We start from the raw sequence: 19,840 nt of genomic DNA on the forward strand, positions 1-19,840 counted from the left end.
GTGCTACGCGACTTCGGCGACGGTCCGTTCGGGATCTACGTGCACGTGCCGTTCTGCGCCACGCGGTGCGGCTACTGCGACTTCAACACCTACACCGCGGGGGAGCTCGGCAGTTCGGCCTCGCCGCAGTCGTGGCTGGCGGCGTTGCGCGGCGAGCTGGCGACCGCCGCGCAACAGTTCGCGGCGTTGCCCACCGCGACGCCGGAAGTCTCCACCGTCTTCGTCGGCGGAGGGACGCCCTCCCTGCTGGGCGGCGACGGGCTCGCCGCGGTGCTGGACGCCGTGCGTGCCGAGTTCACCTTCGCTGCCGGGGCCGAGGTCACCACGGAGTCCAATCCGGAATCCACCTCGCCGGAATTCTTCGAGCGCATCCGGGCGGCCGGGTTCACCAGGGTGTCGCTGGGCATGCAGTCCGCCGCTGCGCACGTGTTGAAAGTGCTCGATCGCACGCACACCCCCGGCCGCGCGGTGGCCGCCGCGCTGGAGGCGGGCGCCGCTGGATTCGAGCACGTCAACCTCGATCTGATCTACGGAACACCGGGTGAGCGCGATGTCGATCTGGACGCCAGCCTGGACGCGGTGCTCGGCGCGGGCGTCGACCACGTATCGGCGTATTCGCTGATCGTGGAGGACGGCACCGCGCTGGCCAGGCGGGTGCGCCGCGGCGAGTTGCCCGCGCCGGACGACGACGTGCTCGCCGCACGTTACGAGCGCATCGACGCCCGACTGCGCTCGGCCGGATTCGGGTGGTACGAGGTGTCGAACTGGGCCGTGGGCGACGCCGCGGTCTGCAGGCACAACCTCGGTTACTGGGACGGCGGCGACTGGCTCGGCGCAGGACCGGGCGCGCACAGTCATGTCGGCGGCGTGCGGTGGTGGAACGTGAAGCACCCCGCTCGATACGCCGATCGAGTCGGCGCGGGCGGGCTGCCCGCCGCGGGCTGGGAGGCGCTGAGCGCGGACGAGCGCTACACCGAGCGGGTCATGCTCGCCGTCCGGCTGCGCACCGGCCTGCCGCTGGCCGAGCTGGCGTCCTCCGCGCGCACCGCCGTCGATCGCGTGGTCGCCGACGGCCTCGCCGTGCGCACCGCGGACGACCGGCTCGTCCTCACCGACCGCGGCCGTCTGCTCGCGGACGGCGTCGTCCGTGAACTGCTCGACTGATCCCGTGCCGGATCACGGTCGGGTCAACGCGATGCACTTTATGTCTCGTTCCGGTAACTCGGTGCGCACCGGCCGCGTAGTCTGCGATCAACCCCAAGGAGACTCATGGCTTCGGCACCACGTATGACCCTTATCCATGAACCAGGCGAGTTCGCGGAGGCGCGAGCAGCGGAGAAAGCGGAAAACGCGCGCCAGTGCGCCGTCGCCGCCCGCACTGTCGCCAGCTACGCGGAGAACGCCGCCGACTGTGAGTCGCTGCTGGCGATGCTCGGTCTCGATGCGCTCGCGGGCAAACAGGCGAAAACCTGCGGCTGACCATTACGCCTCGTCCGTGGCGAGGGCGGTGCTGCGCCATTCCCGTGGCGTGAGCCCGTAGGCGGCGCGGAAGCGCCGGGCGAAATGTGACGGATCGCGGAAGCCCCAGCGGCGCGCGATCATCGCGATCGTCCGATGCTTCTGGTCCGGACGAGTCAGATCGCCGTGTACCCGCTCGAGACGCTGCCTGATGATTCCCTGCTCGAGGCTGCACTCCGTGTTCGCGTAGATCTTGTAGAGCTGCCGGACCGACATGTTGTGCGCCTTGGCGATCTGTTCCGCGCCGAGACCAGGATCCGCCAGATTGCGCCGGATATAGGCGCGAATCCGGGACAGCAGGATGTCGGAGGGGACGACGGAGCCGTCGTCGGCGCACGCCGACAACAACAGTGCCCGGATCAGCTCGATGCTGGCGCAACCCGACAGGGCTGCCGCGGGGTCGGCGCTGAGCGCGTCCGCGTCGGCGGTCAGTTGGACGATGTGGTTGGCCACCAGCCGGTAGTGCGGGCTGTCCTGCACTCTGGCGGCGGCCTGACCGATCAGATCGGCGGGCAGGCCGAGCTGATCGAGCGGCACGTGCAGGCAGGTCGACGCCCCGTCGCCGCGCCGGCTGAAGTCGTAGGGCGCGTTCAGATCCATGACGTGCAGATCGCCCGGTCGCACGACGCGACGGACGTCGCCCTGCTCGTACCGTCCGTCGCCCGCCTGCTGCACCGCGACCGCCAGTACCGGCGCGGGGGAGGTCCTGACCTGCTTCGGCGTCCGGATCAGCTGGATGCCCGAGGTGCTGGCACGCACGATGCGCGCCTCGCCGAACCACCACACGTCGAACGTGGCGTGCACACGCTCGTCCGGCCCGTCCAGCACGACATGGGACGGGACCGATGCCTCTTGTACTGCCGCGGCCACCGCGTCCGCCCGCTCGTGCGGCGCGATGGTGTCCGAATTGAACACGACCGTCATCACAGCCTCCGTCGCAAATGAGACAGATTCGGCAATCCTCGCATGGAACCCGCCGACCGGGCCGTGCATTCTGAGCCGACGATCGTGCACGCAGAGTCGTTTCTCCGGCGGCCGCCCGTCATACGCTGTCGGTCGACCAAGATCGATCCCCGGTTCACCCGACATCCGTCCAGATCGAAGGGAACTGTCATGCCGACGATCACCACCACCGATGGCGTCGAGATCTACTACAAGGACTGGGGTGCCGGACGTCCGGTGGTGTTCAGCCACGGCTGGCCGCTGAACGGGGACGCCTGGGACAACCAGATGAAACTGGTGGCGAGCAACGGCTATCGCGCCATCGCCCACGATCGGCGCGCGCACGGACGCTCGAGCGACGTGTGGGACGGGCACGACATGGACCACTACGCCGACGACCTCGCCGCGGTGCTGAACGAGCTGGACATCAAGGACGCGATTCTGGTCGGGCACTCGACCGGCGGCGGCGAGGTGACCAGGTATCTGTCCCGGCACGGCACCTCGCGGGTGGTCAAGGCGGTGCTGCTCGGCGCGGTCCCGCCGTTGATGCTGAAGACCGCGAGCAATCCGGAAGGGACGCCGATCGAGGCGTTCGACGACATCCGCGCGGGCGTGGCCGCCGACCGCTCGCAGTTCTGGAAGGATCTGGCGATCCCGTTCTACGGCGCCAACCGCACCGGATCGAAGGTCTCACAAGGACTGCGCGACCACTTCTGGCTGATGGGCATGCAGGTGGGGCTCGAGGGCGCGTTCGACTGCGTCAAGGCGTTCTCCGAGACCGATTTCACCGCCGAGCTGCCGAGCATCGAGATCCCGGTGCTGGTGGCGCACGGCGACGACGACCAGATCGTGCCGCTCGCCGCCGCGGGCGCCAAGACGGCGAAATTGCTGCCGAGGGCCGAGTTGAAGGTGTACCCCGGCGCTCCGCACGGCCTGTGCGGCGACTACGAGAAGGCGTTCGACGCCGATCTGCTGAACTTCCTGAAGAGCTGAGGAGCCGAGACCCGATGCCGAACAAACGCTACCTGCGCCGTGCTGTGGCCGCGCTGGCCCTCCTGCTCGCCGCCACCACAGCGGCCGGGCCGGCGCGAGCGCAATCGCTGCCCACCGTCGTGCTCGTGCACGGCGCCTTCGCCGACACCACCAGCTGGGACGGTGTCGCTGCCGTGCTGCGCGAGCGCGGCTACCGCGTGGTGACGCCGGAGAATCCGCTGCGCGGGCCCGCCTACGACGCGGCCGCCGTGCAGCGCACGCTGGACACGATCAGCGGTCGCGTCGTGCTGGCGGGGCACTCCTACGGCGGCTTCGTGATCAGCAACGTGCACGATCCGAAGGTCGAATCGCTGGTGTACATCGCGGCTTTCGCGCCGGTGGAAGGCGAGGTGGCGCAGGCCGAGCTCGACCCGATCCGCTTCCCGGGCAGCCAGCTGCTGCCGCCCGCGCTGCAGGTGAAGCTCGTCGACGACGTCACGGGTGTCGCCGGGAAGAACCTGGACGCGTATGTCGCACCCGCCAGCTTCCATGACGTCTTCGCCCAGGACGTCGGCCCGGAGACCGCGGCCGACATGATCGTCCATCAGCGCTCCATCGCCGTGAAGGCCAATCTGGAACCGTCCGGGCCGCCCGCGTGGTCCGGCACTCCGAGTTGGTATCTGGTCTCCGCCGACGACCGGGTCATCCCGCCGTCCTCCCAGCGCTTCATGGCCCAGCGCATGGCGGCTCGAACCGGTGAGATCGAGGCCTCGCACGCCTCGTTGGTCTCCCGGCCCGACGCCGTGGCCGCGGTGATCGACGCCGCCGTTCCGCGCTGAGCGTCGCGCCGCTCGTCACGTCCCGTTGCAGGCGAGAGATCCGGTTACCGACAATTAGACTGGATCGACGGACGAACCGTGGTCGGCCCGCGATGTGCGGCGGTCACGGGACGTCGGCGCCGGGTACGGCGTGACGGGAGACGAGAGCGAGGAGGTGCGGCCGATGTCGAGCACCGAGGATCGGCGCTTCGAGGTCTTGCGCGCCATCGTCGCGGACTATGTCGCGACCAAGGAGCCGATCGGGTCGAAGACGCTGGTCGAGCGGCACAACCTGGGTGTTTCCAGCGCGACGGTGCGCAACGACATGGCGGTGCTCGAGGCCGAGGGCTACATCACCCAGCCGCACACGAGTTCCGGCCGCATCCCCACCGACAAGGGCTACCGGCAGTTCGTGGACCGGATCTCCGAGGTGAAGCCGCTGTCCTCGGCGGAGCGCAGGGCGATCCTCGAGTTCCTGGAGTCCGGCGTCGACCTCGACGACGTGCTGCGCCGGGGCGTCCGCTTGCTCGCTCAGCTGACCAGGCAGGTCGCCGTCGTGCAGTACCCGACGGTGTCGGCGTCCACGGTGCGGCACATCGAGGTGGTGGCGCTCAATCCCGCCCGCCTGCTGCTGGTGGTGATCACCGACACCGGCCGGGTCGACCAGCGCCTGGTGGAGCTCGGCGCGCTGGTCGACGACGAGGATCTGGCCGCGCTGCGCGGCATGCTCGGCGGCGCGATGGACGGCAAACGCCTGGCCGCGGCCTCCGCGGCGGTGGCCGAGCTGCCCGAGCACGCTCCGTTGCGGCTGCGCGACGTGCTGGTGCGGGTGTCCACGGTGCTGGTGGAGACCCTGGTGGAGCACCCGGAGGAGCGATTGGTGCTCGGCGGCACCGCCAACCTCACCCGCAACGCCGCCGACTTCGGTTTCCCCGGCTCGCTGCGTTCGGTTTTGGAGGCGCTCGAGGAGCAGGTGATCGTGCTCAAGCTGCTCGCCGCGGCCCAGCAACCGGGGACGGTGACGGTGCGGATCGGGGAAGAGACGCAGGTCGAGCAGATGCGCGGCACGTCGGTGGTGTCGACCGGCTACGGCGCGGCGGGCGCCGTGCTCGGCGGTATGGGGGTGCTCGGGCCCACCCGGATGGACTACCCGGGCACGATCGCATCGGTGGCGGCCGTCGCCCGATACATCGGCGAGGTCCTCGCCGAGCGCTGACGCGACGACGCCACTGCTACGCTCGATCTTTCGGCCGGATAAAGTTGAGTGCACAAGACTAATGCTGTTGTCGGCGCGCTTCACAGCGGCGCGGGCACCGGCGGCACTGTCGAGAACGACCAAGGACTAGAGAACTCAAGTGGCACGGGACTACTACGGACTGCTCGGCGTCGCGAAGAACGCGACCGACCAGGAGATCAAGCGGGCATACCGCAAGCTGGCGCGTGAGCTCCACCCCGACGTCAACCCCGACGAGGCGGCGCAGGCCAAGTTCAAGGAAGTGTCGGCCGCCTACGAGGTGCTGTCGGATCCGGAGAAGCGGCGCATCGTCGACATGGGCGGCGACCCGCTGGAATCCGGCGGTGGCGGGGCCGGATTCAACGGCGCGGGCTTCGGCGGGCTCGGCGACGTGTTCGAGGCGTTCTTCGGCGGCATGAGCGGATCGGCCGGTGCGCGCAAGCCGCGCGGTCGCGTCCAGCCCGGCGCCGACTCGCTGATCCGCACCCGGCTCAGCCTGGCCGAATGCGCGGTCGGCGTGACCAAGCACCTGACCGTGGACACCGCGATCCTGTGCGACATCTGCCAGGGCTCCGGTACCAACGGCAAGTCCAAGCCGGTGCGCTGCGAAACCTGCGGCGGCGCGGGTGAGGTCCAATCCGTGCAGCGGTCCTTCCTCGGCCAGGTGCTGACCTCGCGCCCGTGCCCCACCTGCCGCGGCGCGGGCGAGACCATCCCGGACCCGTGCCACAAATGCGGTGGCGACGGCCGGGTGCGGGCGCGCCGCGAGATCGCGGCCCCGATCCCCGCGGGCGTCGCGAACGGCATGCGGGTGCGGCTGGCCGCGCAGGGCGAGGTCGGCCCCGGCGGCGGTCACGCGGGCGACCTGTACGTCGAGATCGTGGAGCAGCCGCACGACGTGTTCGTCCGGGACGGGGACGATCTGCACTGCACCATCCGGGTGCCGATGGTGGACGCGGCGCTCGGCACCACCGTCGTGATCGACACCATCCTGGACGGCCCGACCGAACTGAGCATTCCGGCGGGCACCCAGCCCGGCGAGATCTCGGTGCTGCGCGGGCACGGAATGCCGCGGCTGCGCTCGAGCGCGCGTGGCGACCTGCTGGCGCATCTGGACATCGTGATCCCGGCCAAGCTGGACAGCAAGCAGACCGAACTGTTGCGCAAGTACAAGGGACTGCGCGAGCGGGAGCGCGCCGAAGTGATGTCCGCGCAATCCGAGCACAACAGCGGCCTGTTCGCGCGGCTGCGCGCGTCGTTCAGCGGGCGCTAGGTGGCCGCGACGGTCTTCTACCTCGACGAGGTGCCCGAGCCGGGCGCGGTCGCGGTGCTCGACGGCCCGGAAGGCAGGCACGCCGCCACGGTGCGCCGCATCCGGGTCGGCGAGCCGATCACCCTCTCCGACGGGCGCGGGGTGCTGGCCGCATCGGAAGTCGTTGCCGCGCAACGCGACCGGCTCGAGCTCGCGGTGCGCGAGCGGGTGCTCGCGGCACCTCAGACGCCGCCGGTGACCGTCGTGCAGGCGCTGCCGAAATCCGATCGCTCGGAACTGGCGGTCGAGCTGATGACGGAGGCGGGCGCGGACGTCGTCGTCCCCTGGCAGGCCGCGCGCTGCGTCGCGAACTGGGAGGGCAAGGCGGCCAAGGGAGTCGAGAAGTGGCGGGCCGCGGCCCGCTCGGCCGCCAGGCAGTCCCGCCGGGCATACATTCCGCAAGTCGCCGACCTGCACCGCACCCAGGATTTGCTGGAGCTGGTCCGCGCGGCGAAGGCCCGCGGCGCGATCGTCGCGGCGCTGCACGAATCCGGCGCCGCCCGTTTCACCGAATTGCCTTTCGCCGAGGCCGCCGAAATCGTCCTCGTCGTGGGTCCGGAAGGCGGGCTGGACGACGCCGAACTCACGGCGTTGGCCGAAGCGGGCGCGGACATCACCTTGCTCGGCCCGACCGTGCTGCGTACATCCACCGCGGCAGCGGTTGCTCTCGGGGCGCTCGGCGCACTGACGCCGCGTTGGTGAGGTCTCGCGTCGACGCCCGATGCGATACCCGCAGCAGCAGTGCCGCGATGACCATCAGCGATCCGATGCCGCAGACCAGCCCGAGCCACCCGGAGCGGGCGTAGGCGATGCCCGCCGTTCCGCCGACGAGCGCGCTGCCGAGGTAGTAGGCGAACAGATACAGCGACGACGCCGCGCCCCGGTTGCCTTCGGCCATCGCCCCCACCCACGCGCTCGCCGCGGTGTGCGCCCCGAAGAAACCCGCGGTGAAGAGCAATACGCCGAGCAAAACGGTGCCGATGTGGTCGGGAATCGTCACCACGAGCCCGATCGCCATGACGGCCAGCGACATCGCGAGCACCCAGGATCGGCCGATCCGATCGGTCAGCAGGCCGGATGCCGCCGAGGCCGCCGTTCCGGCCAGATAGAGCACGAACACCAGCCCCACCAGTGCTTCCGGCAGCCCGAAGGGCGCGCTGGTCAGCCGGTAGCCGAGATAGTTGTACATCGAGACGAACCCGCCCATCAGCACGAACGCCAGTCCGAACAGAGCGAGCAGTCCGCGGTGACGCAAGGGGCTGCCGAGGTCGCCGAGGACCGTCCGGATTCCGGCGGGGCGAGGCACGAAGCCGCGCGAGGGCGGCAGCAGGCGGACGAACCACACGGTGCAGGCCGCGGCGGCGATCGAGGCCACCGCCTGCGCCCACCGCCAGGACGCCACGTCCAACGTGAACGCCGGGATCAACCGCCCGGCCAGCCCGCCGATAGTGGTACCCGCGACGTAGATGCCCATCGCGGCGCCCAGCCCGTCCCCGCCGATCTCCTCTGCCAGATAGGCCATCGCCACCGCGGGCACACCGGCCAGCGCGATGCCTTGCAGCGCGCGTCCGGCCAGCAGCAGATCCAGCGAAGGGCTCAGCGGCAGCAGCAGTCCGAGCACCGCCGCCGCGACGGCGGAACCGATCATCACCTTGGTCCGGCCGATCCGCGACGAGAGCGCGCTCACCGGGATGATGGCCAGCGCGAGGAACCCGGTGGTGAGCGACACCGCCAGTGCCGCCAGCGCGGGCGTCGCGCCGAACGCGGCCGAGAGACTCGGCAGCAGTGCCTGGGCGCTGTACATCGAGGCGAATGTCGTCAGACCGGCCGCGAATAGCGCGATGGTGATCCTGCGTTCGTGGGCGACGTCCCTCGCCGCTTCGATCCGTGTCGTGGTCATCGGGTCCTCCTTTCGTCCAGCATCGCCAGGCGGTTTTCCGGAAGGAAATGAATAATGAGAAGTGAGTTCATTCCCTGAGCGCATATAGAGAGGTCGGGCAGTGCTTGGCGAGGATCTGGAGTGGTTCACGACACTCGCCGAACTCGAACGGGTCGGCGCCGCCGCGGAGCGGTTGCACCTGGCGCAGCCGACGTTGTCGCGCATGCTGGCTCGCTTGGAGCGCAGGGTGGGAGTCGAACTGTTCGACCGGCACGGGAAGCGGATCGTCCTGAACGAATACGGTCGCATCTACTACGAGCACGCCCGCCGCGCGCAATCCGAGCTGGACGCGGCGGAACAGGTCCTCGCCGATCGGGCCAACCCGGCCGGGGGCGTCGTGCGGCTGTCGTTCCAGCACTCTTTCGGCGGCTCGCTGGTGCCGCAGCTGATCAGCGGCTTCCGGCGCATCTCCGGCCGGATCACGATCACGCTGTGGCAGGGAGCGGCAGCCGCGGTGACCGAGCGAGTGCTCGCGGGTGAAAGCGATCTGGGCATCGTCTCGCCGCGCCCGGCCGTCGCAGGCGTCGGCTGGCGCGCCGTGCTGCGACAGCCGCTGGTACTCGCGGTGCCGCCGGAACACCGGTTGGCCGGACGGCGGCAGGTCCGCCTCGCGGAGGTGGCCGACGCGGAGTTCGTCACCATGCACCACGGATTCGGGATGCGGCGCATCTTCGACGAACTGTGCGCCGCCGCGGACATCCGGCCGCGGATCGCGTTCGAGTCGAGCGATCTCGTCACGGTGGCCGGGCTGGTCTCGGCGGGGTTGGGGGTGGCGATCCTGCCGCGCGAAGATCCGCTGTCCGCGGGCCCGCTGTCCGGCCCGGTGACGGTCCCGCTCGCGGACGCGGGCGCCGCGCGCGCGGTCGGGCTGATCTGGCCCGCCGCTACCACACCACCCGACGCGGTGCGACGCTTTCGTGATTTCGCCGAGGATTGGGCGCGGCGACGTGGGGGAATCCCGTGAGGGGCCGGTTTTGCCCACGGCTTATTCACTGGGCGGTGTCGGTGGGGCGGGTTAAACTTTCTCCATACAGCAGCAGTCGAGACCGGAAAGCAGGCTATAGCCACTTTTGAGAACACAAGGCGAGATCGGCGACCCCACCACCCCAGCGGCAGGCATCGGCGCCGGCGACAACGGTTCGGGTCCCGCAGCGCGCACCGTGCGCTCGAGCATCGAACTCGCTCCTGAATCCGTGTTCCCCTTCCTCGGTTCGGCCGACCAGAATCTTCGCGAACTGGAGACGCTGCTCGACGCGGACATCCACGTCCGCGGGAATTCCGTGACCCTCACCGGCAAGGCGGCCGACGTCGCGCTCGCCGAGCGGGTCATCGAGCAGCTGGTCGCGCTGACCGGGCGCAACCGCGTGGTGACGCCCGAGGCGGTGCGGCACACCGTTTCGATGCTCACCGAGGGCTCCAGCGAGTCCCCCGCGGAGGTGCTCAGTCTGGACATCCTGTCCCGGCGGGGCAAGACCATCCGGCCCAAGACGCTGAACCAGAAGCGCTACGTCGACGCGATCGACGCGAACACCATCGTGTTCGGCATCGGTCCCGCCGGTACCGGCAAGACCTATCTGGCGATGGCCAAGGCGGTCCAGGCGCTGCAGACCAAGCAGGTCAACCGGATCATTCTCACCCGCCCCGCGGTCGAGGCGGGCGAGCGGCTCGGCTTCCTGCCCGGCACGCTGAACGAGAAGATCGACCCGTACTTGCGCCCGCTCTACGACGCGCTGCACGACATGATGGACCCGGAGGCCATTCCCAAGCTGATGGCGGCCGGTGTCATCGAGGTCGCGCCGCTGGCCTACATGCGCGGACGCACGCTGAACGACTCCTTCATCATCCTCGACGAGGCGCAGAACACCACCGCCGAGCAGATGAAGATGTTCCTCACCCGCCTCGGGTTCGGCTCGAAGATCGTGGTGACCGGCGACGTGACGCAGGTCGATCTGCCGACCGGCGCCCGGTCCGGTCTGCGCGCCGCCAGCGAGATCCTCACCGAGATCGAGGACATCCACTTCGCGGAGCTGACCAGTAGCGACGTGGTTCGCCACCGGCTGGTCTCGGACATCGTCGACGCCTACGACCGCTTCGAGGCCCAGTCGCGTCCGCAGGTCGCCCCGCATTACGGCGGCAACCGAGCGCAGCGCCGCGCGGCGAGCCGGTCGGACCGGCGGTAACTCGTCTCGCCGGGCGGGGCTCCGCTCCGCCGACACGATCGACGGGATCGTAGGCTGTTCGGGTGAGTATCGAGATCGCCAACGAGTCGGGTATCGACGTGCCCGAAGAAGAGCTGGTCAGCGTCGCGCGGTTCGTGATCGCCCGGATGGACGTGCACCCCGCCGCGGAGCTGTCGATGGTGCTCGTCGATCTCGACACCATGGCCGACCTGCACATGCGCTGGATGGACCTACCCGGCCCGACCGACGTCATGTCCTTCCCCATGGACGAACTCGAGCCGGGCGGGCGGCCCGACAGCCCCGAACCAGGCCCATCCATGCTCGGCGACATCGTGCTGTGCCCGGAGTTCGCCGCCGGTCAGGCCCGTAAGGCGGGGCACTCCCTGGATCACGAACTCGCTCTGCTCACCGTGCACGGCGTGCTGCACCTGCTCGGCTACGACCACGCCGAGCCGGACGAGGAGAAGGAGATGTTCGCGTTGCAGGCCAGGCTGCTCGAGGAGTGGTACGAGAGCCTGCGGGAGGCGCAGCGGCGCGCCGAACTGGCCGAACGCGACGCGCGGTTGCTGGGTAAGGCGGGTTTCACCACACCGGGTGAGTCCCTGGGTCCCGCGTGAATGCCCTGACCCTCGTCCTGCTCGCGGTCCTGCTCATCTCCGTGGGTGGGGTCTTCGCCGGGGTCGATTCCGCCCTGAACACGATCTCGCCCGCCCGCGTCGAGGACTTGGTGCGAGCCGACCGGCCCGGCGCCGTGCGGCTGAGCCGGGTCGTCGACGACCGGGCCCGCTACGTGAATCTCATGGTGCTGCTTCGCATCCTGTGCGAGATCGGCGCGACGGTGCTGCTGGCAGCGGGACTGATGACGGTCTGGGGCAGGAACTGGGCGCTGCTGATCACCGCGCTGGTGATGGTGCTGGTGTCCTACGTGGTGATCGGTGTCGGCCCGCGCACGCTGGGCAGGCAGCACGCGTATTCCATCGCCCTGGCCGCGGCCCTGCCCCTGCAGTTCATCGGCGCGCTGCTCGGCCCGATCAGCAGGCTGCTGATCCTCATCGGTAACGCGATCACCCCCGGTAAGGGTTTTCGCAACGGGCCCTTCGCTTCCGAGATCGAGTTGCGCGAAGTGGTCGAGATGGCCGGTGAGCGCGGAGTGGTGGCCGACGACGAACGGCGGATGATCCAGTCGGTTTTCGAACTCGGCGACACAGCGGCGCGTGCGGTGATGGTGCCGCGCACGGAGATGGTCTGGATCGAAGCGGACAAGACCGCGGCGCAGGCCATGTCGCTGGCGGTGCGTTCCGGGCATTCGCGGATCCCGGTGGTCGGCGAGAACGTCGACGACATTCGCGGCGTGGTGTATCTGAAAGACCTCGTGCCGTTCGCCGAACGCAGCCGCAAGGTACGGGTGCGTGAGGTGATGCGTCCCGCGGTGTTCATGCCCGACTCCAAACCGCTGGACAGCCTGCTCGACGAGATGCAACGCAGGCGCAACCACATGGCGTTGCTGGTGGACGAGTACGGCGGCATCGCGGGTCTGGTGACCATCGAGGACGTGCTGGAGGAGATCGTCGGAGAGATCGCCGACGAGTACGACGTCGACGAGACCCCGCCCGTCGAGGATCTCGGCGACGGGCGCTACCGCGTGTCGGCCCGGCTGCCGGTGGAGGATCTCGGCGAGCTGTTCGGATTGGAGATCGAGGAGGAGGACGTCGACACCGTCGGCGGCCTGCTCGCGCACGAACTGGGCCGGGTGCCGCTGCCCGGTTCGAAGATCGAGGCGCACGGGTTGGTGCTGCGCGGTGAAGGCGGACCGGACGCGCGCGGCCGGATGCGGGTGAACACCGTGGTGGTACGCAAAGCGCGCGAGAAGGTCCCCGCGGGGAAGACCAACGGGGACAATCCCAATGGCAAGCGCAAGGCGAACGGATCGGAGCGGGATATCGCGGCCGATCGCGACGAGGACGGAGACACCGAATGACCGAACTGGACGCCGAGGACAACAAGCTGGTCACGCTGGCCCGTGGTGCGCTCGGTCGCACCGGAGGGGCGAGTGGAGCCGCGATCCGCGATACCGATGGCCGCACCTACGCTGCGGGCGAGGTCACGCTGACCGCGCTGCGGTTGACGGCGCTGCAAGCCGCTGTGGCCGCGGCGTTGTCCAGCGGCGCGGAGGGCTTCGAGGCGGCCGTGGTGGTCGGCGGGCGGTTGTCCGACTTCGGTGTGACGGCGGTGCGGGAGGTTTCGGCGGAGGCGCGGATCATCTTCACCGATCGTGACGGCGCGGTGTTCGAGATCGTCGACGACTCCGCCGACGCGGCCGACGCGGTGAGCGCCGACTCCGGCGAGGTCCGCGGTGGCTGACGCGCGGGAGAAGGGCGAATTCCGTTCCGGGTTCGTCTGTTTCGTCGGTCGGCCGAACACCGGCAAGTCGACCTTGACCAACGCCCTGGTCGGCGCGAAGATCGCGATCACCTCGTCGCGCCCGCAGACCACCAGGCACACGATTCGCGGCATCGTGCACCGCGAGCACGCTCAGCTGATCCTGGTCGACACACCGGGCTTGCACCGCCCGCGCACCTTGCTCGGCCAGCGCCTCAACGACCTTGTGCGCGATACGTATTCGGAGGTCGACGTGATCGCGCTGTGCATCCCGGCCGACGAGAAGATCGGTCCGGGTGACCGCTGGATCGTGCAGCAGATCAAGCAGATGGCGCCGAAGACGACGCTGCTCGGCGTGGTCACCAAGATCGACAAGGTGAGCCGCGAGCAGATCGCCGAGCAATTGCTCGCCGTGGCCCAGTTGCTCGGCCCCGAGGCCGACGTGGTGCCGGTGTCGGCGGTCAAGGGTGAGCAGGTGGAAGTCCTCGTCGACGTCATCGCCTCGAAGATGCCGGAGGGCCCGGCTTTCTACCCCGACGGCGAGCTCACCGACGAGCCCGAGGAAACGTTGATGGCCGAGCTCATTCGCGAGGCCGCGCTCGAGGGTGTGCGCGACGAGTTGCCGCACTCGCTGGCCGTCGTCATCGAGGAGGTCCTGCCCTACGAGGAGCGCGAGGACATGCTCGACGTGCACGCCTTGCTCTACGTCGAGCGGCCCAGCCAGAAGGCCATTGTCATCGGCAAGGGCGGTTCCCGGCTGAAAGAGGTCGGCACCAACGCCCGCAAGCAGATCGAACACATCCTCGGCACCCGGATCTACTTGAATTTGCACGTGAAGGTGGCCAAGGACTGGCAGCGCGACCCGAAACAGCTGGGCAAACTGGGTTTCTGACCGGTTCGGGCGTCGCTGGGGCGTGCGTGGAAGTCTTGGAGGCGTCTTCGTCGGCGTGGGGCGTCCGGTCGGCTGCCGATGATTCCGTGTGATCCACCGATGTGTCGGCTGTACTCGAGGCGAGTGCCGTGTCAGTGGTCGTGTCAGAACGGCGTCAGCTCGGTATCAGCCGGGCTCGCGACAGTAGTCACATGAACAGCACAGCGATCGCGACTTCCACCACCACCCTCTCCGACCAGGACAAGAGCACGCTGCGGACCGCCGCGTACGGCGCGTTGTCGCTGATGGCCGCCACCGGCACGCCGCACGTGGCCGCGACGAACGGCTCCATCGCCCTGACGTCGGCGACCGGCCTGGTCGGGCACGTGCTCGCCGCGAAGTCCAAGGACATCCAGTTGAAGGGCAAGACCGTCGCCGAACTCGCCGACCAGGTACTGCCTGCCCTGACCTCGGCCGTGCACCTGCTCGAGCGGCACGATCCGGCCGAGGCCGACAACTTCCGCGGCACCGTCCGCATCGCCGTCGACGCAGCAGCCCAGCCGCACCACGGCGAGCCCGGCCCGGCCACGGCCGAGATGGCCCGCAAGATCATCGCGGCGCTCGATGCCGCCGGGGTGGCCGGTGCCGACAACGGAACGGTTGCCGCCGGGCCGGATCGCCCGCAACTCCAGAAGGCCCTCGATGAGATCGTCGCTTCTGGTTTCGCCGGAATCACGCTGCGCGTGCACGACGAGCGGGGCGAGTGGGTCGGCAGCGCCGGGGTGAGCAGGCTGGGCGGGACCGCGAAGCCGCCGACCGATGGGCACGTCCGGATCGGCAGCAATACAAAGACTTTCACCGCGACTCTGGTCCTGCAACTGGTGGCCGAGGGCAAGATCGGATTGGACGACCCGGCGGCCCACTACCTGACCGAGTTCGAACTCGATTCGCGGATCACGGTGCGGATGCTGTTGCAGCACACCAGCGGGGTGTTCAACTTCACCGGCGAGTACTACGAAGACGGGACCGTCGTGCCGGGGATCCCCGCCACCACCGCGGGCAAAGAGTGGGTGGACAACCGGTTCGAGACCTACCAGCCCGAAGAGCTGGTGCGGCTGGCGCTGTCCAAGCCCGCGCGGTTCGAACCAGGCACGGGCTGGAGTTATTCCAACACCAACTACGTGCTGGCCAGGTTGCTGATCGAGAAGGTCACCGGCCGCCCGGTCGCCCAGGAGATGCAGCGGCTGATCTTCGGGCCGCTCGGGCTGTCGGGCACCGTGGCCCCGACCACCCAGACCGAGCTCCCGGAGCCGCACGCCCACGCCTACTACCGATACGAGGACGCAGGGCAGGAGAAGACGGTCGACGTCACCAGCCAGAACCCCTCCTGGATCTCCAGCGGCGGTGACATGATCTCGACCACCCAGGACCTGCGAACCTTCATTTCCGCGCTGATGAGCGGCAAGCTGCTGCCTGCCGAGTTGCTGGCCGAGATGTGCGCACCGCACCCGACAGGCATCCCGAACATGGGCTACGGCCTCGGTGTATTCGTGCAGGACACCGGCCTGGGCGGCACGGTCGTCACCCACAACGGCGGCGCAGCGGGTCACGCGGCGCTGATGTACAGCACACCCGACGGCAAGAAGACCCTGACCGGCACCCTGAACTACGCGGACGACGCCGCCATGTCCCTGGCCGTGCCGTTCCAGCAGGCGACTCAGAGGCTCGTCGACGAGGTGTTCTGCGGCGGCCAGGCCGATCCGGCGCAGCCGACGGACTGAACTTCCCGCTGCGCATGCCGAAACGCCCGGACACGGACGCCGAGTTGTCGATGGTCCGGGTCACCACCACGGGGCGGGGCGGTGGCGGTGCCACTGGAGTTCGGATTCGAGTTGGGCGGCCAAGGAGATCAGGAGGGGCTCGGAGTTTGCTGTGCCCATCAGTTGGGCGCCTACGGGGAGGCCGGTGTCGGTGAAGCCTGCGGGGACGTTGATGCTGGGCCAGCCGAGGACGTTCCATGGCCAGGTGTAGGGGCAGGCCGCGGTGATGAGGTTGTTGGTGGCGTTGACGCCGATGCCGTCGATTTCCTCGGCGCGGGGCGGTGGGGTGGCGGTGGTCGGGGCGAGGACCACGTCGTAGTCGCGGAAGAAGTGGCCGATTCGCTTGTGCAGCAGCGGTTCCAGCTGCCGTGCCGCGTAGAGGGCGGGGCCGTCGAGCGCGCGTCCGATTCGGGCGTTGGCGGTGGTGCGCGGATCGACTTCCAGACCGGGCATGCGGTCGTACACCCGCCGGACCCCGGCGAGCGAACGCGGGAGGAAGGAAGCGCCGATCAGGATTCCGTAGTGCAGGTCCGCCACGGTCACGGTGTGTCCGAGCGCTCGGAGTGTGTCGGCGGTGCGGCGCACCGATCGCTCGACCTCGGGATCCAGCGCGGTCCTGGTCGCGGTGAAGGGGATACGCAGCGACAGGGCGATTCGCAGCTTTCCCGGATCCCGGCCGACGGCGTCCGACGCGGTGATCGGCTCCGGGGTGTGCAGATCTCCCTGGTGCGGACCGGCCGCCGCATCCAGCAGTAGCGCCGCGTCGGCGACGGTACGCGCCAGCGGACCGTTCACGGTGAGCCCGTAGAACGCTTCGGCTTCCGGCCAGGTGGAGATTCGTCCGCGCTGCGGCTTGATGCCGACCAGGTTCGTCCAGGCCGCAGGGATGCGGATCGAGCCCGCGCCGTCGGAACCCAGAGCGGCGGGGACCAATCCGGCGGCGACGGCAGCCGAAGCTCCGCCGGAGGACCCGCCCGGCGTCCTGCCGCGGTCCCACGGATTGCGGGTGTGCCCGAACCACGCGGCACTCGTGAACGGCCACTGTCCGAGTTCACAGGTGTTCGTCTTGCCGACGATCACCGCGCCCGCGGCACGCAGGCGCCGGACCGATTCCGCGTCCTCGGTCTTCGGTGCGAAGTCCCCGCCGCAGCCGAACGCGGTCGGCTCGCCCGCGACATCAGTGTCGTCCTTCACCGCGACGGGCACGCCCAGCAGCGGCAGTCGTTCTCCCGCGGCCAGCCGCCGGTCGGCGTCGGCGGCCTCCGCCAGGGCCCGCTCGCGGCGCACGATCCGGAAGGCATTGAGCGTGCCCTGCGCCGCGTCGATCCGGTCCAGTGCGCCGCCGACCGCCGCGGTCGAGGTGATCGCGCCGCTCGCGATCGCGGCCGCCAGTTCGGCCAGGCCCAGTTCCCGCGTGCCGGATACGTGGGCAGGATCGGACACCGTCATGTGAGCTCCGTCTCGTCGTGATCTACAGACGGTAGCGCCATATTGGTCAATCGTCCAGATCGTCGCAGGGGACGAGCTCGGCGGGCAGCAGTCGCCAGGCGTACCCGGTCGGGAACCGATCGAACAGCTGGCGTATCCAGTCGTGTCGGTTGCCGCCGTCCTTATCGACCTCGCCCGGTTTCGATCGCGCACCGAACGGCGACCTGTGCGATCGAACCTGCTCGCTCGGCTGGGTCTTCCAGATGACCCACCACAGGGGACGCGGAATCGATCCGGCGCCTGCGTGCCGCCGCGGAGAAGATCGGCGGCAGCGGGCCTGTGCTCTGGCCGAGAAGGTCCGAGTACTCATGTCACGGAATGTGCTTGCACTCACCGTAGGGCACGCCCTGGGTGAGGTCCGGCCGGCCGAACATCCGGCCGACCAGAGCGTTGAACGCCGCCACCGACAGCCGGTCCATGTCGTTGCAAAGGAAGTCGTTCTTGGTGCCCGAGACATTCTTGGACTTCAGGGATTTCGCCCACTTCTGCGGCGTTCCCCCGCACCCGACATGCACCTGGTAGTCGCCGCCCTTGTCGAGCTCGAAGGAGTAGTCGACCTTGGAGTGGCCGCCGAGCCGGACCGGAAGCTTGGTCCGCGCCCATCCCGATTTCGACGTCTTGGCCTGAACCCAGACTCCTACCGGCGACGCGCTGTTGATGCAGCCGATCGTGCCGCTCACGGTGGTGGACGCCGATGCGCTCGGCAGTCCGAGGGCGAGGAACGCCGTGGAAGCGGAGACGAGAACGGCTACGCGGAGGGTCTTGCGCATCATTCGAACCTTTCGATGGGGGGAACGGCGGACTCCGATCGCGCGGAGCGCGCCGCGACGACGACTTGTTCCGGCCGCAGCAGGCGTTCACCCATGAGGTATCCGTGCCGGACTACCTGCAGCACCGTGCCCGGCGATCTGCCGGAAGCCTCGGCGACGGCGACGGCTTCGTGAACCTCGGGATCGAAGTCGGCCGTGGCGGGCACGCGCCGGACGCCACGACGTTCGAGCAGTTCGTGCAGTTCGTCGACGATGCTGCCGAGCACGGCGTCGTCGTCGTTCAGTGCCGTCACGCGATCGACGAGTCTGAGCAGCTCGCGAAACAGCGGGACCAGGAGTTGTTCGGCGAGCCCGCCGCGCGCGAGTGCGAGCTGCTCGTGCAGGTCGTCCAACGCCCGATTCTTCGCCTTGTCCTCCAGCAACCTGCGCTGGAAGAGATCACGCAATTGCGCGATCTCCCCGGCCAGCGCGGTCAGCGGATCACCCGCGTCCGGAGCCGCATTCATATGCCGCGCTTGGCGATGTCGTATCGCTTCGAGTTGTGCTTCCAGACCGGCATCCGGTGGGTCAGCGTGTAGCCGGCGATGACGCCCGCGACGATCAGCAGGCCGATGCCCTTCGCCGGAATCAGCGCCAGGCCGATCACCAGGGCCACCGCCCACGCGCCCGCACCGCTGTGGAACCACTTGGCCACGGCGGCCCGCTCGGCGAGTTCGATGTTCTCCTGCAGCGAGGCGCGCAGCGGCGCGTCGTCGAACCGGAGTTTCAACGCGCGGCCGGACATTTCGTGCGTGACGGCGATCTGGGCTTCGGAGGTGATGCAGTACGCCCCGCTGCGGAGCTCCGACCACATCCCCAGGTTGACCTGCTCCAGCGCGAGCGCGAGGTAGTACTGGAAGATCTGCTCGTTCGGATGGTGCCGGACCACGTCCTCCATCAGTTCCAGCGCCTTGTCGTTCTTGTGCTGCTGGAGGTAGACGTTGGCGATCGCGGTGCGGTACAGCGGCTCGCCGGGCGCGAGACGCAGCGCCGTCTCGTATTCGCCGAGCGCTTCGTTCAGCGCCCCGGTGGCGAGAAACGCTTCGGCGTAGTCGAAGTGGTATTCCGGGCTGTCGGGCTTGAGGCTGATGGCCTCCCGGAATTCGAAGCCGGCGTCCTTGTAGTTGCCCATGACGAACGACGAGTTCGCCCGCACCGCCCACGCTTCGTGGTTCGCACCGTTGACCGAGATCGCCTCGCGGGCGCAGTAGTACGCGGACGGAGCGTTGCCGCGCTCGAAATACTCGCGTGCGAGACTCAGCCAGTCCCGGCCGCCCTGCACCACGGGCGCGGGCTGATTACTCGCCGGACGATACTGCCTGGCCTGCTGGTCGAATTGCCGCCGCTGGTTCGGGTCGAGCAGCACGCGCTCGGCCTGACCGAGGTGCCGTACCCGGGCTTCGGCCTGCGCGCGTTTGACGGGATCCGACTGGCCCGCGCGCTTGTTCCACATTCTGCGCTGCTCGCGGATGGCCGTCTTGATGGCATCCGGGTTGGCGGTCTCGGCGAGGCCGAGGATTTCGTAGTAGTTGACGAATTCTTCGGTTGTCGTGGTCAT

Annotated in this window: 21 protein-coding genes; 14 read left to right on the forward strand and 7 right to left on the reverse strand. The window is 69.0% G+C overall.

What is annotated here, in order from left to right:
* Together hemW and ABZW96_RS07810 are read left to right on the forward strand one after the other, a co-directional pair.
* A complete protein-coding gene (gene hemW, locus ABZW96_RS07805) occupies positions 1-1,164 on the forward strand; it encodes a radical SAM family heme chaperone HemW (RefSeq protein ID WP_355072965.1) in 1,164 nt (387 codons plus the stop codon).
* A gap of 105 nt (positions 1,165-1,269) precedes the next feature.
* Positions 1,270-1,479 carry a hypothetical protein gene (locus ABZW96_RS07810; RefSeq protein WP_355072425.1) on the forward strand — a complete coding sequence of 70 codons (210 nt, stop codon included), beginning with the start codon at positions 1,270-1,272 and terminating at the stop codon, positions 1,477-1,479.
* A gap of 3 nt (positions 1,480-1,482) precedes the next feature.
* Here ABZW96_RS07810 and ABZW96_RS07815 read toward each other — a convergent pair whose 3' ends face one another.
* Positions 1,483-2,442, reverse strand: a complete 960-nt coding sequence (locus ABZW96_RS07815; RefSeq protein ID WP_355072427.1) for a helix-turn-helix domain-containing protein — start codon at positions 2,440-2,442, stop codon at positions 1,483-1,485.
* Between the two features lie 189 nt (positions 2,443-2,631).
* Between ABZW96_RS07815 and ABZW96_RS07820 the strand changes: the two genes are divergently transcribed.
* The 5 genes from ABZW96_RS07820 to ABZW96_RS07840 all read left to right on the forward strand — a co-directional run bounded on the left by ABZW96_RS07820 (position 2,632) and on the right by ABZW96_RS07840 (position 7,498).
* The gene (locus ABZW96_RS07820) at positions 2,632-3,453 is read left to right on the forward strand and encodes an alpha/beta hydrolase (RefSeq protein ID WP_355072429.1); all 822 of its coding nucleotides are present in this window, start codon (positions 2,632-2,634) and stop codon (positions 3,451-3,453) included.
* Positions 3,454-3,467: 14 nt separating this feature from the next.
* A complete protein-coding gene (locus tag ABZW96_RS07825) occupies positions 3,468-4,271 on the forward strand; it encodes an alpha/beta hydrolase (protein ID WP_355072431.1) in 804 nt (267 codons plus the stop codon).
* Between the two features lie 163 nt (positions 4,272-4,434).
* On the forward strand, positions 4,435-5,466 hold the full coding sequence (gene hrcA / locus ABZW96_RS07830; protein WP_355072433.1) for a heat-inducible transcriptional repressor HrcA: 1,032 nt from the start codon (positions 4,435-4,437) through the stop codon (positions 5,464-5,466).
* 139 nt (positions 5,467-5,605) lie between these two features.
* Positions 5,606-6,757, forward strand: a complete 1,152-nt coding sequence (gene dnaJ, locus ABZW96_RS07835; RefSeq protein ID WP_355072435.1) for a molecular chaperone DnaJ — start codon at positions 5,606-5,608, stop codon at positions 6,755-6,757.
* Positions 6,758-7,498, forward strand: coding sequence for a 16S rRNA (uracil(1498)-N(3))-methyltransferase (locus ABZW96_RS07840; protein WP_355072437.1), 741 nt, complete (start codon positions 6,758-6,760; stop codon positions 7,496-7,498).
* On the opposite strand, the gene ABZW96_RS07845 is transcribed toward ABZW96_RS07840, so the two are convergent.
* Positions 7,410-8,696 carry an MFS transporter gene (locus tag ABZW96_RS07845; protein ID WP_355072439.1) on the reverse strand — a complete coding sequence of 429 codons (1,287 nt, stop codon included), beginning with the start codon at positions 8,694-8,696 and terminating at the stop codon, positions 7,410-7,412. The two genes, ABZW96_RS07840 and ABZW96_RS07845, sit on opposite strands and share 89 nt — an antisense overlap.
* A gap of 100 nt (positions 8,697-8,796) precedes the next feature.
* Between ABZW96_RS07845 and ABZW96_RS07850 the strand changes: the two genes are divergently transcribed.
* The 7 genes from ABZW96_RS07850 to ABZW96_RS07880 all read left to right on the forward strand — a co-directional run bounded on the left by ABZW96_RS07850 (position 8,797) and on the right by ABZW96_RS07880 (position 15,946).
* On the forward strand, positions 8,797-9,699 hold the full coding sequence (locus tag ABZW96_RS07850; RefSeq protein ID WP_355072441.1) for a LysR family transcriptional regulator: 903 nt from the start codon (positions 8,797-8,799) through the stop codon (positions 9,697-9,699).
* Between the two features lie 154 nt (positions 9,700-9,853).
* Entirely contained in the window at positions 9,854-10,915 is a 1,062-nt protein-coding gene (locus ABZW96_RS07855) for a PhoH family protein (protein WP_039796813.1), read from the forward strand.
* A gap of 62 nt (positions 10,916-10,977) precedes the next feature.
* Positions 10,978-11,532: an rRNA maturation RNase YbeY gene (gene ybeY / locus ABZW96_RS07860; protein WP_195077616.1), complete on the forward strand. Its 555-nt coding sequence runs from the start codon at positions 10,978-10,980 to the stop codon at positions 11,530-11,532.
* Positions 11,529-12,893, forward strand: coding sequence for a hemolysin family protein (locus tag ABZW96_RS07865; protein WP_355072443.1), 1,365 nt, complete (start codon positions 11,529-11,531; stop codon positions 12,891-12,893). Before ybeY ends, ABZW96_RS07865 begins: the two co-directional genes overlap by 4 nt.
* Positions 12,890-13,276: a cytidine deaminase gene (locus ABZW96_RS07870; RefSeq protein WP_355072445.1), complete on the forward strand. Its 387-nt coding sequence runs from the start codon at positions 12,890-12,892 to the stop codon at positions 13,274-13,276. Before ABZW96_RS07865 ends, ABZW96_RS07870 begins: the two co-directional genes overlap by 4 nt.
* Positions 13,269-14,186 (forward strand): GTPase Era, encoded by a 918-nt coding sequence (gene era, locus ABZW96_RS07875; protein WP_355072447.1) that lies wholly within the window; start codon positions 13,269-13,271, stop codon positions 14,184-14,186. Before ABZW96_RS07870 ends, era begins: the two co-directional genes overlap by 8 nt.
* Before the next feature lie 191 nt (positions 14,187-14,377).
* Positions 14,378-15,946: a serine hydrolase domain-containing protein gene (locus ABZW96_RS07880; protein WP_355072449.1), complete on the forward strand. Its 1,569-nt coding sequence runs from the start codon at positions 14,378-14,380 to the stop codon at positions 15,944-15,946.
* 60 nt (positions 15,947-16,006) lie between these two features.
* Here the strand turns inward: ABZW96_RS07880 and ABZW96_RS07885 are convergent, their stop codons facing one another.
* From ABZW96_RS07885 to ABZW96_RS07905, 5 genes are read right to left on the reverse strand one after another with little or no spacing between them, the layout of a single operon-like run.
* Positions 16,007-17,434 (reverse strand): amidase, encoded by a 1,428-nt coding sequence (locus ABZW96_RS07885; protein WP_355072450.1) that lies wholly within the window; start codon positions 17,432-17,434, stop codon positions 16,007-16,009.
* A 46-nt stretch (positions 17,435-17,480) separates the two neighbouring features.
* Positions 17,481-17,783: a hypothetical protein gene (locus ABZW96_RS07890; RefSeq protein ID WP_355072452.1), complete on the reverse strand. Its 303-nt coding sequence runs from the start codon at positions 17,781-17,783 to the stop codon at positions 17,481-17,483.
* Position 17,784: 1 nt separating this feature from the next.
* On the reverse strand, positions 17,785-18,243 hold the full coding sequence (locus tag ABZW96_RS07895; RefSeq protein WP_355072453.1) for a hypothetical protein: 459 nt from the start codon (positions 18,241-18,243) through the stop codon (positions 17,785-17,787).
* On the reverse strand, positions 18,243-18,749 hold the full coding sequence (gene grpE, locus ABZW96_RS07900; protein ID WP_355072455.1) for a nucleotide exchange factor GrpE: 507 nt from the start codon (positions 18,747-18,749) through the stop codon (positions 18,243-18,245). The genes ABZW96_RS07895 and grpE overlap by 1 nt, the downstream gene beginning before the upstream one ends.
* A complete protein-coding gene (locus tag ABZW96_RS07905; RefSeq protein WP_355072457.1) occupies positions 18,746-19,840 on the reverse strand; it encodes a tetratricopeptide repeat protein in 1,095 nt (364 codons plus the stop codon). The genes grpE and ABZW96_RS07905 overlap by 4 nt, the downstream gene beginning before the upstream one ends.

The sequence above is a fragment of the Nocardia sp. NPDC004168 genome (genome assembly GCF_040610355.1).
Taxonomy (GTDB): Bacteria; Actinomycetota; Actinomycetes; order Mycobacteriales; family Mycobacteriaceae; genus Nocardia; species Nocardia sichangensis.